This window comes from Achromobacter sp. MUI-25009338 (assembly GCF_057359325.1).
The window spans coordinates 3310155-3323420 of record NZ_CM170627.1 but is presented as its reverse complement, the minus strand read 5'-3'; the positions used below and the strand labels follow the sequence as shown (position 1 = coordinate 3323420).

Sequence of the window (13266 nt, the reverse complement as noted above, 5' to 3'; positions counted from 1 at the left end):
TGGGTCACAGGGTTTGTTGCGCGCGCCCATCAGCCTGTCCAGCCCTAGAACATCATCCTGAAACCCGCCGTCGCGGTGGCAATATAGCTGCCCGAAAAGTCCGCATCGACGTCGATCTGGCCGTAGATCGCGTAGCGCTCTCCCCAACGGTAGTCCGCTCCCGCTCCCATGCTGCCCCAGGTTCGCGCCATACGGCTCGCCGCCGGCACGCCGGCCACGCGCACACGCGTTCCGTCCAGGAATTCATGTTTCACGTTGACGACGCCGTAGACGTTCGATGACCTGTTCACGCCGGCTGTTTGCCAATTGCTTTTGTAGTCCAGCGCGATGCCGAGGCGGCCCAGCAAGCTGTCGCCCTTGTCGCTTTCGATATGCGCGCCGAACTTGTCGTTGAAGCTGTCGAAGCGGGTCGCGGCGTATGTCAGTTGCGCCTGCGGGATCAGGGAGAGTCCCTCTGCCAATCCGAAAGCCTTGCCCGCTTCGACGCCCAGCCCGTAGCTCTGGGCCTTGCGGCCCTTCTTCAGCGTGCCGGCCAGCCGGGAATCGAGGTCGCTGTCGAACCACGCCGCCTGGGCCTGGGTATCGAGGTAGACGCCATTTTCGCCGTACCAGGTCAGCGTCGGCGTCAGGCCATAGGAGGTGGTGTCGATCGCGCCGTCGCCGTACGCCGACGACACGCGCGTGTCGGCCTTGCCGTAATGAAAGGCCAGGCCGCCCACCAGACGGGAGCCCTCTGCCTGACCGGCCAGGACGCGGTCAACGCCGAATTGCGCCTTCCAGCTATCGATGTCCTGCCGCGCGCCCGTGGTGGACACAGAAGGTTCGAGCCGGCTCGTCGTGCCCTCCAGGCGGCTCCATACGCCGTTGCGGCGTGCGTCCGCGGGATCGTAGACGCGATTGCCGACGCGCTGGCGCAGGGTGGGCAACCGGCTCAGGTGAAGCAGCGTATTGGCATAGGCTTCATAGACCGGCACGCCGGGCTGATAAAGCAGGGGAGGCTCCGCGCCCGGCGAACCGCCGCCGGCGGGCGGGGCGCCGGGGCCGGCCGGCGGCGCCCCGGGATCGGTAGGGGGCGCGCCGGGATCGGTCGGCGGGGAGCCTGGATCGGTCAGGGACGACCGCAAGTACCAGCCGCCGTCAGCCTGATCCTGTTGCAGCACATAGCCATAGGCGCCCGCCACCAACGCCGGACGTCCCGCGATGACGTAGTCGCCGTTGGCCAGGTCGAATTGTCCCGCCGAGACGCCATCGACCTGCACGACCTGTATGCCTCGCTGGGTCTGCGCGCCAACGCCTCCCATGTTCTTCACCGTGACCGGCGTCGTGCCGGCGCTGTCGCCCGTGATCACCAGTTTGTCCGTCGGCGAATCGTCGGCGCCAAGCCGCGTGCGGACTTCCAGATTGCCGCCTTGCGCCGCATAGTCGCCGGCGATCGTCAGGGTGCCGAAGCCGCTGCGCGGACCCGGCGCGATCGTGCCCCGATTGGCCGTCGCGCCCACGCGCCCGGTGCCGGTGAGCCGCGCGCCCGCGAACACATTGACCGGTCCGCCGAGGGTGCCATCCACCTGCAGCGTTCCGGCCTGGGCATCGGTGGTCCCCATGAACGCGGCGCTGTTGCCCGACAAGGTCAGCGTGCCCGCGCCCAGCTTGGTGAAGCGCGAGCTTCCGGAGAAAGCGGTCGTCACGCCGACGTCGTGTCCGTTCGTGTCGAACCATGCGCCTTCGCCGCCCACGGCCTGCGTGGCGAAGCCTTTCAGGAAGTCGCGTTCGTCACGATTGGCGCGCAGGACGCCGCCATCCAGGTTGAAGGCGGCGTTGCCGGCGCCCTTGATCACGGAGCCGGTTTCCAGCACGCCGCGGCCGCTGCCATCGCCGGTCAGGTTCAGCGTGCCGGTGGCGGTGCCGGCAATGGCGACCCACGTATTGCTCGCTGCAACCGCCAGCCCGCCTTTTTCGATAGTGAGGGCGCCCGTGCCTTCCGAGCCGACTTCAATGCGGTCGCTTGCCGAGAGCGTCGAGATGTCGGCCGTCGCGCTGGATACGGTCACCGTGCCGACGCCGCCTGCGCCTGCGCCGATGTAGACCGTCGCCGCGGCGCCGGGCCCGGTCGAGCCTTCGGTGTGCACGGCGGCGCCATCCTGGACGCGCAGATCCCCGGTTCCGTAGAAACCGACGTAGATGTTGTTCAGGGGGGCCCAGACCGATGCGCGGCCCGATACCGTGACGCGTCCATCGCCGCTGGCGTCCCAGCCGATGATCCCCTGACCGCTATGCACGGCGCCGCCGTTGTCGATTTGCAGCGTGCCGCGGCCGGCCCCGCCGATGTCGAACGCGCTGACCGGAGCGAGGTTCCAGGCCGACCCCGGTCCGGAAACGACGACGCTTCCGATGCTGCCGTCGGCGGAGCCGATGCTGCCCGATGCGCTTTGCGCCACGCCTCCGTTCAGAATGCGGAGCGTGCCGTTACTGCCGGGGTCGTTGCCGACATATACCGGGCCGAGGCTGGTCCAGGTCGACGGGCCTGACACCGTCAGCGTGCCCACGCCGCCATTGAGATTGCCTATGAATGCCCAGTCGTTGCGGACGGTTCCGCCATCGCTGATGGTCAAGGTCCCGGTGAGGGAATTGCCAACGATCAGATCGCCCCCGACAGACCAGTCCGGCGTCTGGACCGTCCCGGGCTGCACGTCCCCCGTACCGGAGACTGTTTGAGCGCTCGAGGCGGTTGCGAAGCCGGTCGCGGAGGCGACCAGGATTATCCATTTCGACCACCCCGCGCCATTGCAACTCGCTGCGACCACGGCAAATCCTCCCCGAAATAATTGAGAACCTTATCGGTATCGATACGGCACGCGGCGCGCCGTTTTCATAGGTAATTACCCGCGTCGACCGGCGCGGACAGGCCAAGCGCGGCGCCGGCGACCGTGCAGTTCCGTCCTTTCCGCTTTGCCGCATAGAGCAGGTCGTCCGCGCGCTTCAAGGCGTGGGCCAACGGTTCCCCCGCCTGTACCAGCGTCACGCCCATGCTGGCCGTGAAACGCGAATTGGGCGCGTGCGGCGTCCAGCGCTGCGCCACGAAGTTCGCGCGGATATCCTCGGCGACTGCGGCGGCGCGCTCCAGGCTGGTTCCCGGCAGCAGCACCAGGAACTCTTCTCCGCCCAGCCGAGCGGCGAAATTCCCTGCCTCTGCCGCCGTTCTGAGCAGGCCGCCAAATCGCGCCAGCACCATGTCGCCAAACGGATGCCCGAACACATCGTTGATGCGCTTGAAATTATCGATGTCCGCCATGATCAACGCGGTCGGCGTGGCGGACCTGGCGACGGTGCTGAAAAGACCATCGAGGCCCTGTCGGTTCAGCAGGCCTGTCAACGCGTCGGTATGGGCTTGTTGGCGGTATTTCTCTATGGCGTCGTAGCTCGTCGCGATGAACACCGCGAACGTCAGGACGATGCTCCCCAGCAGCCCCGTGTATTGGATCAGGGTTCCCCAGACGGACGTCCTCCATTCGTCCATGGCGACAGGCGTCGGCGCGGCGATATACAGGATGCACTGTCCGGTCAGCACCAGCGCGATGAAGAGAAACGCGGCGGTGAGCACCTTGTCTGACGTGGTCGCGACCTGCCTTGCAAAGGAGACAGTGGCCCGCCAGATCACGAGCGCGCAACAGGCCTGGACGAAGAACGTCTCCAGTTTTGCGCTGGAGAATAGGACGACCGAGACGATCACCATCGCCGTCGAGGCCAGCAGGACCGCAATATCGATGTAGGGAGAGGGCGGTGCGCGGCGACGGCTCTGGAGCGCGCGACAGGCCAATATGACGCCGCCCAGAATGAACGCGTCCTCGACCACTTGTTTGTAAGGGGAAAGCGCGTTGGCCGGCACGAGCATGACGGCGTACCCGGTGCCCAGGCAGGCGAGGGCGCTGCCCCACCGGACGGTATTGAAGCCCACCATGCGCGCGGCCCAGAGTCCGATGGCGCACATCAGGATCGCCGCGGGCACGGACCATTCAAGCAGGGTTGCGGGCATAGACGGGTGAGACCGTGGAACGGATGCAGCAAATGTTGTGTCGGAAAAGATTACAGTGTGTAGCAATGTATCGCTAGCGGCCAACCGTCAAGGATTGCAAGCGATGCGGGCACTGGACCGGGTTTGGCCGCCTCGGGCCTGCGCTTACAATGCCGCCCATGGAAAAAGTACGTATCTCCAAGCTCATGTCCGAGCGTGGGCTGTGTTCGCGCCGCGAGGCCGACGCCTATATCGAGCGCGGCTGGGTCCGCGTGGACGGGGTGGTGGTGTCCGAGCTGGGCGCCCGGGCCTTTCCCGATCAGGTCATTACGCTGGAGCGCGCCGCGCAGGCGCGCCAGACCGCGCGCGTCACGATTCTGATCAACAAGCCGGTGGGCTATGTGTCGGGCCAGGCCGAAAAAGGCTATACGCCCGCGGTCGCGCTGATCGACGCCCGGTCGCGCTATGCCGGCGACCGCGAACCGCGCCGGTTCGAGCGCGGCCACCTGGACGGGCTGGCGGTGGCCGGCCGGCTGGACATCGATTCGCAGGGCCTGCTGGTGCTGACGCAGGACGGGCGCATCGCCAAGCACCTGATCGGCGAGGACTCCAGCGTGGACAAGGAGTATCTGGTGCGGGTGCAGGGCAGCCTGTCGGAGAACGGGCTGGCGCTGCTCAACCACGGCCTGTCGCTCGATGGCAAGCCGCTGCGCCCGGCGCAGGTGCGCTGGCAGAACAGCGACCAGCTGCGTTTCGTGCTGCGCGAAGGCAAGAAACGCCAGATCCGCCGCATGTGCGAACTGGTCGGCCTGAAGGTGGTGGGCCTGAAGCGCGTGCGCATCGGGCGCGTGGCGCTGGGCGACCTGCCGCTGGGGCAATGGCGCTACCTGCGCGAAGACGAGCGTTTCTGAACGCCGGGCCGCGCGGCCCGATTGGTCGTGTGCGCCGACATCTGTAGTCGGGGCCCGCCAGTTTTTTCAGTCTGTTTCCGGCACAGGCTTATGTCATCAAACCGGGAGTATCCTTCGCCTGCCCGCTGCTTCCCAGGCGCTCCATCAGGAATTCGATGAAGATCCGGGTCTTGGCGGGCAGAAGCCGGGTCTCGGTCACCGCATACACCGGAAACGGCCCCAGTTGCCAGTCCGGCAGCACACGCTGCAACTGGCCCGACTGCTGTTCGGCCAGTTGGCCGCCCACCAGCACCGCGATGCCGGCCCCCAGCATGGCCAGGCGCCGCGCCATGGCCACGCCGTTGACGGAAAAGCGGTTGCCCGGCGTGAATTCGATGTGCTGAATGCCGTCGGTCAGCGGCCAGCGGGTCACCCGTCCTGCGCCTTCGGCGCGGAACTCGATGCACTCGTGGCGGGTCAGGTCGCTGGGGTGCCGGGGTTCTCCGTGCTTCTCCAGGTATTCGCGCGAGGCGTACAGGTAGGCGGGCAGCATGCCCAGCAGCCTCGCGATCTGCGTCGAGTCGGGCAGTTCGCCGATCTCGATGGAAACATCGCAGGTCTGGAACACGCGCGAAGCGTGGTCCGGATTGGCCAGGTCCAGGAAAAACGTGACGTCGGGGTAGCGGCGGGAAAACTCCATGAACGATTCAGCCAGGAAGTCCGTGCCGAAATCCGCGGGCATGTTGACCCGCAGCGGCCCGGCCGGCGTGTCCACCAGGTTCTGCAGTTCCTCGTGGGCGATCTGCGCCTCGGCCACGATGCGCTGGCAGCGTTCGAAGTACAGGCGGCCGGCGTCGGTCAGCTCGACCTTGCGGGTGGTGCGGCTCAGCAGCCGCAGCCCGACCGAGCGCTCCAGGTCGGCGACCTGGCGCGAAAGCGTCGATTTGGGCACCCCGAGGGTGGCCGCGGCGCGGCTGAAGCTGCGGGTTTTCGCGACTTCGACGAAAAGTTCCATGCCTTGCAAGCGTTTCATGGCGGAATTCTGTCATATCAAGGGCTTGGAAATTGTCCCATATATGGAATGAAGTTTTCTCTAGATGACTCTTTGTTTCTCGGGCGGGATAACGCAGAATGCGAGTTCTGCAATGCAGCAATGCGACAAAGCCCAGCCTGCGTGTTCTAGGCAAATCCATCCGGCCAATCCACGCGGACCGCGCGACAGCGGTCCCGGGGACGCGTTTTCTTCCGGGGCCCGCCCGGCAGGCGACGCCTACGGGCCGCAGGGCCCGCGCAGCGGGTGCGGCATGGGTAATTTTTTGGAAATCGGGAATGCAATCTATGAATAAGAACAGCGCTATGTGGCGCGGCGCGGCGATCGCCACGCTGACGGCATCGGCACTTACACTGGCGGCCTGCGGCAAGCAGCAAGAGGCCCCCCAGGCAGGCAAGCCACAGGTGACCGTGGTGACCCTGGCCACCCAACCCGTTTCCCTGACCACCGAACTGCCGGGCCGGACTTCGCCCTTCCGGGTGGCCGAGGTCCGGCCCCAGGTCAATGGCATCGTCCAGAAGCGCCTCTTCACCGAGGGCGGCGAGGTCAAGGCCGGGCAGCAGCTCTACCAGATCGATCCCGCGCTGTACCAGGCCAGCCTGGACAGCCAGCGCGCCGCGCTGGCGCGCGCCCAGGCGCAGCAGAAGACGGCCGCGCTGCTGGCCGAGCGCTACAAGCCGCTGGTGGCTACGCGCGCGGTCAGCCAGCAGACCTACGACAACGCCGTCGCCGCGCGCGACCAGGCTGCCGCCGACGTGCTGTCGGCCCGCGCCGCGCTGGACACGGCGCGCATCAACCTGGTCTACACCAAGGTGCTGTCGCCCATCGACGGCATCATCGGGCGCTCCACGGTGACAGAGGGCGCGCTGGTCACGGCCAACCAGACCGGGGCGCTGGCCACGGTGCAGCAGATCGATCCGATCTACGTCGACGTGACGCAGTCCACCGTGCAGCTGCTGCGCCTGCAGAACGCGCTGGCCAGCGGCGAGCTGAAGAAGGCCGACGGCGAACAGGCCGCGCTGGTGACGCTCACGCTGGAAGACGGTTCGCAATACGCGCAGCAGGGCAAGCTGCAATTCTCCGAAGTCACGGTCGATCCGGGCACCGGCTCGGTCACGCTGCGCGCGGTGTTCCCTAACCCGGACCGCCGCCTGCTGCCGGGCATGTTCGTGCGCGCCCGCCTGGCCGACGGCGTCGCCGCCGACGGCCTGCTGGTGCCGCAGCGCGGCGTGACCCGCAACCAGCGCGGCGTTCCGACGGCGCTGGTGGTCAACGCCAAGAACCAGGTCGAACTGCGTGAACTCAAGACCGACCGCGCCATCGGCGACAAGTGGCTGGTCACCGAAGGCCTGGCCGCCGGCGACAAGGTCATCGTCGAAGGCGTGCAGATGGTGCGCCCGGGCGTGGAAGTGATCGCCACCGAGGCCAGCGCCAAGGCGCCGCAAGCGGCGCAGCCGCAGGCGGCCGCGGCGGCGAAGCAGTAGTCAGGGAGCTCGCATGGCAAAGTTTTTCATAGATAGGCCGGTATTCGCCTGGGTGATAGCAATCGTGCTGATGATGGCCGGTGCGCTGTCCATCCTGGGGCTGCCGGTCGCCCAGTACCCCAACATCGCGCCGCCGGCCATCGGCATCGCGGTGACCTACCCGGGCGCCTCGGCGCAGACCGTGCAGGACACCGTGGTCCAGGTGATCGAGCAGCAGATGAACGGCCTGGACGGCCTGCAATACATCTCCTCGGAAAGCAATTCCGACGGCAGCATGTCCATCACGCTGACCTTCGCGCAGGGAACCAACCCCGACACCGCGCAGGTGCAGGTGCAGAACAAGCTGTCGCTGGCGCAGCCGCTGCTGCCGCAGGAAGTGCAGCAGCAGGGCATCCGCGTCACCAAGGCCACCAAGAACTTCCTGATGGTGGCCGGCTTCGTGTCCACCGACGGCTCGATGACCAAGGACGACCTGGCCGACTACGTCGCGTCCTACGTCCAGGACCCCATCAGCCGCACGCAGGGCGTGGGCGACTTCCAGCTGTTCGGTTCGCAGTACGCGATGCGCATCTGGCTGGACCCGGCCAAGCTGGTGAACTTCGGCCTGACCACGGTCGACGTGGTCAACGCCATCAAGGAGCAGAACGTACAGGTGTCGTCCGGCCAGCTGGGCGGCCTGCCGTCAGTGCGCGGCCAGCAGCTCAACGCCACCATCATCGGCCCGTCGCGCCTGGAGAAACCGGAAGACTTCGAGCGCATCCTGCTCAAGGTCAACACCGACGGCTCGCAGGTGCGCCTGGGCGACGTCGCCAGCATCGAGCTGGGCGGGCAGACCTACGCCATCGACAGCTACTACAACGGCAAGCCGGCCTCGGGCCTGGCCGTCAAGCTGGCGCCGGGCGCCAACGCGCTGGACACGGCGCAGGCGGTGCGCGACACCATCAACAGCCTGAAGCCTTACTTCCCGCCGGGCATGGACGTCGTCTATCCGTATGACACGACGCCGTTCGTCAGCCTGTCGATCCATGAAGTGTTCAAGACGCTGATCGAGGCCATCATCCTGGTGTTCCTGGTGATGTACCTGTTCCTGCAGAACTTCCGCGCGACCATCATCCCCACGCTGGCCGTGCCGGTGGTGCTGCTGGGCACGTTCGCAGTGCTGGCGGCGTTCGGCTATTCCATCAATACGCTGACCATGTTCGGCATGGTGCTGGCCATCGGCCTGCTGGTCGACGACGCCATCGTGGTGGTCGAGAACGTCGAGCGGGTGATGGCCGAAGAAGGGCTGTCGCCCAAGCAGGCGACGCGCAAGTCCATGTCGCAGATCACCGGCGCGCTGATCGGCATCGCCATGGTGCTGGCCGCCGTGTTCATTCCCATGGCGTTCTTCGGCGGCTCCACGGGCGTGATCTATCGCCAGTTCTCCATCACCATCGTGTCGTCCATGGTGCTGTCGGTGATCGTGGCCATCGTGTTCACGCCGGCGCTGTGCGCCACGCTGCTCAAGCCGATTCCCAAGGGCCATCACGGTTCCAAGAAGGGCTTTTTCGGCTGGTTCAACCGCAGTTTCGACCGCAGCAGCAACGGCTACGCCAACACGGTGGCGCGCGGCCTGAACCGCAGCAAGCGCCTGATGCTGATCTACCTGGCGCTGGTGATCGCCATGGGCTGGATGTTCACGCGCATTCCCACCGCCTTCCTGCCGGACGAGGACCAGGGCATTCTGTTCGCCCAGATCCAGGCCCCGGCCGGCTCGACGGCGCAGGCGACCCAGGCCGTCATCGACGACGCCACCGCCTATCTGCTGAACGAAGAGAAGGACGCCGTGGTGTCGGTGTTCGCGGTCAACGGCTTTAACTTCGGCGGCCGCGGCCAGAACGCCTCCATGCTGTTCATCAAGCTGCGCGACTGGGAAGAGCGCGGCGACGCCAGCCTGAAGGCCGGCGCCGTGGCGGCGCGCGCCAACGCGCACTTCGCCAAGACCGAGCGCCGCGCGCAGCTGTTCGTGGTGCCGCCGCCGGCCGTGATGGAGCTGGGCAACGTCACCGGCTTCGACTTCCAGCTGATGGACCGCGCCGGCGTGGGCCACGAGAAGCTGCTGGCCGCGCGCAACCAGCTGCTGGGCGAAGCGGCCAAGAGCCCGGTGCTGCGCGGCGTGCGTCCCAACGGCATCGAGGACGCGCCGCAATACCAGCTCGACATCGACCGCGAAAAGGCGCGCGCGCTGGGCGTGGCGGTGTCGGACATCAACGCCACGCTGGCCACCGCCTGGGGCTCGTCGTACGTCAACGACTTCATCGACCGCGGCCGCGTGAAGAAGGTGTTCGCGCAGGGCGAGGCTTCCTCGCGCATGCTGCCGGAAGACCTGGACAAGTGGTACGTGCGCAACAAGGCCGGCGACATGGTGCCGTTCTCGGCCTTCTCCAAGGCCACCTGGAGCTTCGGCCCGCAGAAGCTGAACCGCTACAACGGCGTGCCGTCGTACAACATCCAGGGCCAGGCGGCGCCGGGCTACAGCTCGGGCGCGGCGATGGAGGAAATGGAGCGGCTGGCGGCCAAGCTGCCGGTGGGCGTGGGCTTCGAGTGGACCGGCCTGTCGTTCGAAGAACGCCTGTCCGGCGCCCAGGCGCCCGCGCTCTACGCGATTTCGCTGATCGTGGTGTTCCTGTGCCTGGCGGCGCTGTATGAAAGCTGGACCATCCCGTCGGCGGTGATGCTGGTGGTGCCGCTGGGCATTATCGGGGCGTTGCTGGCGACCATGATGCGCGGCCTGTCCAACGACGTGTACTTCCAGGTGGGCCTGCTCACCACCATCGGCCTGGCGGCCAAGAACGCCATCCTGATCGTGGAGTTCGCCAAGGAGCACTACGAAGCCGGCGCCAGCCTGACGGAATCGGCCATCCACGCCGCCCGCCAGCGCCTGCGTCCCATCCTGATGACGTCCATGGCGTTCATCCTGGGCGTGACCCCGCTGGCGATCTCCACCGGCGCCGGCTCGGGCAGCCAGAACGCCATCGGCACGGGCGTGATCGGCGGCATGCTGACCGGCACCTTCCTGGCCATCTTCTTTGTTCCGGCCTTCTTCGTGGTCATGCTGCGCGTGTTCAAGGTCAAGCGCATGAGCGAAAACGTCGACGAGCACGACGCCAGCGCCACGGAAGGACAATCGCAATGAAATACCCGATGAGAACCTTGCTGTCTGTATCCCTGGCGGCGGCCCTGGCGGGCTGCTCGCTGGCCCCGACCTACGAACGGCCGGAGGCGCCGGTCGAGTCGGCCTATCCCACCGGCGCGGCCTACGACTTGGCCCAGCCGGCCGACGCGGGCGGCCTGGCCACGGCCGATATCGGGTGGCGCGACTTCTTCGAAGACCCGCTGCTGCAGCAGCTGATCGAGCAGTCGCTGGCCAATAACCGCGACCTGCGGGTGGCGGCCCTGAACGTCGAGGCCGCGCGCGCGCAGTACCGCATCCAGCGCGCCGACCTGATGCCCAGCGTCGGCATCGCCGGGCAGGAGAGCGCCCAGCGCACGCCGGCCGACCTGTCGCCCAGCGGACGCGCCACCACCAGCCACAGCTACCAGGTGGGCGCCGCGATGTCGGCCTGGGAGCTGGACCTGTTCGGCCGCATCCGCAGCCTGAGCGACCAGGCGCTGGAGACCTATCTGGCGCTGGACGAAACGCGCACCGCGGCGCAGCTCACGCTGATCGCCGAGGTGGCCAACGCCTACCTGACGCTGCGCGCGGACCAGGAACTTCTGGCGTTGACCCGCGACACCCTCAAGAGCCAGGAGGATTCCTTCAAGCTCACCCAGCAGAGCTACGACCAGGGCCTGTCCACGGCGCTGGACCTGAGCCAGGCCGAAACCTCGCTGCGCACCGCCCAGCGCAACCTGTCGCAGTACACGCGGCAGGCCGCGCAGGACCGCAACGCGCTGGTGCTGCTGGTGGGCCAGCCGCTGTCGCCCGAAATCACCGCGGCGCTCGACCAGGCCCAGCGGCTGGACGACGGCATGCTGCCGACCACGCTGCCGGCCGGGCTGCCCTCGGACCTGCTGGTGCGGCGTCCGGACATCCGCGCCGCCGAGCACCAGTTGAAGGGCGCCAACGCCAACATCGGCGCGGCCCGCGCGGCGTTCTTCCCGACCATCAGCCTGACCGGCTCGGCCGGCACCGCCAGCGCCAGTCTGGGCGGCCTGTTCGAAGGCGGCTCGGGCGCCTGGAGCTTCGTGCCCCAGATCACGATGCCGATCTTCGCCGGCGGCTCGCTGCTGGCTGGCCTGGACCTGGCCAAGGTGCAGAAGAACATCCAGGTCGCGCAATACGAGAAAGCCATCCAGACCGGCTTTCGCGAAGTGGCCGACGCCCTGGCCGGGCGCGGCACGCTGGACGAGCAGATCGAGGCCCAGCGCCTGCTGGTGGCCGCCAACCAGCGCGCCTATGACGCGTCCGACCAGCGCTTCCGCCAGGGCATCGACGACTACCTGAGCGTGCTGGACTCGCAGCGCTCGCTCTACAGCGCGCAGCAGGCGCTGGTGGAGACCCGGCGGGCCCGCCTGTCCAACCTGGTCACCTTGTACAAGGTGCTGGGCGGGGGCTGGACGGAACGCACCGCGAGCGCGCAGGCGGGGTCCTGATGGGTTTCGCGCGATCGAGTCCGGGGGTACTGGCTGCAGGGTGCCGCGCTGCACCCATCCTACGATTGGCGGCGCTACCTGCGTAGGATGGGTGCAGCGCGAGACCTGCTAAGCAAGAACCCGGACATCCACCGCGCGAAACCCATCAGCCGGCGCCAGCCGGCAACACCCTCTACAAAAAAAACGGGGCTGGTCGAAAGACCAGCCCCGTTTTTCATCCATTCATACCGTCAAGCCCTTTTCTTGGCGATCAGGCCCACCACGAACAGCACGATGATCGCGCCGACGACCGATCCGATCCAGCCGGCCGGTTCGCCGGGGGCGTACCAGCCCAGCGATTGCCCGAGGAAGCCGGCGACGACGGCGCCGATGATACCCAGAATCGTGGTCATGATGATCCCCATGTTCTGGTCTCCGGGCATGATGGCGCGGGCGATCAGGCCCACGATGAACCCGACGATGATCATGATGATGATGCTCATGCGCGTACTCCTTACTAGAGTAAAAGGGGGCAGTGTGCACAGATGATACCCATGCCCGGGTCGCGCCGGCTGTAACAACAAGTATGCGGCGCGCGCCGGCTCAGGAAGTCAGCTCGATCAGCTGGCGCACATCCTTGGTCAGCGCCTCGACGCTGTCGGTGTCCGAGGCCAGCAGGCGGGCCTTGCCGTCCTTGTCGAAGATGTACACGCCGCGGCTGTGGGTGACCTCGTACATGTCGGCGTCGTCGCCCGGGCGCGGCTTTTCGATCTGGTAGGCCACGCGGTAGCGGCGCGCCAGGTCGGCGATCTGCTTTTCGTCGCCGGTGACGCCGATGGCGTTGCTGTTGAAGGCGTTGACGTAGGCCTGCAGGATGTCGGGCGTGTCGCGGTGCGGGTCCACGCTGACGAACAGGATGCGCACGTCCTTGGCCTCGTCGCCCAGGTTCTGCAGCACGGCCGTCAGTTGCGCCATGGTGGTGGGGCAGATGTCGGGGCAGCTGGCGTAGCCGAAAAACAGCAGCACGGTCTTGCCCTTGAGGTCGTCGCTGCTGACCGTTTTGCCGCCGGCGCCGGACAGCGAGAATTTCAGGTCGGGCAGGTGGCCCTTGACGTTGTAGAGGGTCCAGTCGACGTTTCTTTCGCCGCAGGCGGCAAGGAATACGCAGAAAGCCAGCAGCAGGCCACGCCAGGCGCGGCCGGAAATGAGGTGTCGCAT

Annotated in this window: 9 protein-coding genes; 4 read left to right on the top strand and 5 right to left on the bottom strand. The window is 66.9% G+C overall.

The features are described 5' to 3' along the window. Positions 1-44: 44 nt before the first annotated feature. Together AC1IQ6_RS15720 and AC1IQ6_RS15715 are read right to left on the bottom strand one after the other, a co-directional pair. Positions 45-2801 carry an autotransporter family protein gene (locus AC1IQ6_RS15720; RefSeq protein WP_485864900.1) on the bottom strand — a complete coding sequence of 919 codons (2757 nt, stop codon included), beginning with the start codon at positions 2799-2801 and terminating at the stop codon, positions 45-47. 65 nt (positions 2802-2866) lie between these two features. Further along, a complete protein-coding gene (locus tag AC1IQ6_RS15715) occupies positions 2867-4030 on the bottom strand; it encodes a GGDEF domain-containing protein (protein WP_485864899.1) in 1164 nt (387 codons plus the stop codon). 158 nt (positions 4031-4188) lie between these two features. On the opposite strand from AC1IQ6_RS15715, the gene AC1IQ6_RS15710 reads away from it, so the two are divergent. After that, the gene (locus AC1IQ6_RS15710; protein WP_102771801.1) at positions 4189-4920 is read left to right on the top strand and encodes a pseudouridine synthase; all 732 of its coding nucleotides are present in this window, start codon (positions 4189-4191) and stop codon (positions 4918-4920) included. 88 nt (positions 4921-5008) lie between these two features. On the opposite strand, the gene AC1IQ6_RS15705 is transcribed toward AC1IQ6_RS15710, so the two are convergent. After that, positions 5009-5914, bottom strand: a complete 906-nt coding sequence (locus AC1IQ6_RS15705; protein ID WP_111825306.1) for a LysR family transcriptional regulator — start codon at positions 5912-5914, stop codon at positions 5009-5011. Between the two features lie 323 nt (positions 5915-6237). Between AC1IQ6_RS15705 and AC1IQ6_RS15700 the strand changes: the two genes are divergently transcribed. From AC1IQ6_RS15700 to adeC, 3 genes are read left to right on the top strand one after another with little or no spacing between them, the layout of a single operon-like run. Next, positions 6238-7434 (top strand): efflux RND transporter periplasmic adaptor subunit, encoded by a 1197-nt coding sequence (locus tag AC1IQ6_RS15700; protein ID WP_111825305.1) that lies wholly within the window; start codon positions 6238-6240, stop codon positions 7432-7434. Positions 7435-7447: 13 nt separating this feature from the next. Continuing rightward, positions 7448-10609 (top strand): efflux RND transporter permease subunit, encoded by a 3162-nt coding sequence (locus AC1IQ6_RS15695; protein WP_111825304.1) that lies wholly within the window; start codon positions 7448-7450, stop codon positions 10607-10609. Then, a complete protein-coding gene (gene adeC / locus AC1IQ6_RS15690) occupies positions 10606-12069 on the top strand; it encodes an AdeC/AdeK/OprM family multidrug efflux complex outer membrane factor (protein ID WP_102770869.1) in 1464 nt (487 codons plus the stop codon). The genes AC1IQ6_RS15695 and adeC overlap by 4 nt, the downstream gene beginning before the upstream one ends. 230 nt (positions 12070-12299) lie before the next feature. On the opposite strand, the gene AC1IQ6_RS15685 is transcribed toward adeC, so the two are convergent. Both AC1IQ6_RS15685 and AC1IQ6_RS15680 read right to left on the bottom strand, forming a co-directional pair. Continuing rightward, positions 12300-12551: a GlsB/YeaQ/YmgE family stress response membrane protein gene (locus tag AC1IQ6_RS15685; RefSeq protein ID WP_102770870.1), complete on the bottom strand. Its 252-nt coding sequence runs from the start codon at positions 12549-12551 to the stop codon at positions 12300-12302. Between the two features lie 100 nt (positions 12552-12651). After that, positions 12652-13266 carry an SCO family protein gene (locus AC1IQ6_RS15680; RefSeq protein ID WP_102770871.1) on the bottom strand — a complete coding sequence of 205 codons (615 nt, stop codon included), beginning with the start codon at positions 13264-13266 and terminating at the stop codon, positions 12652-12654.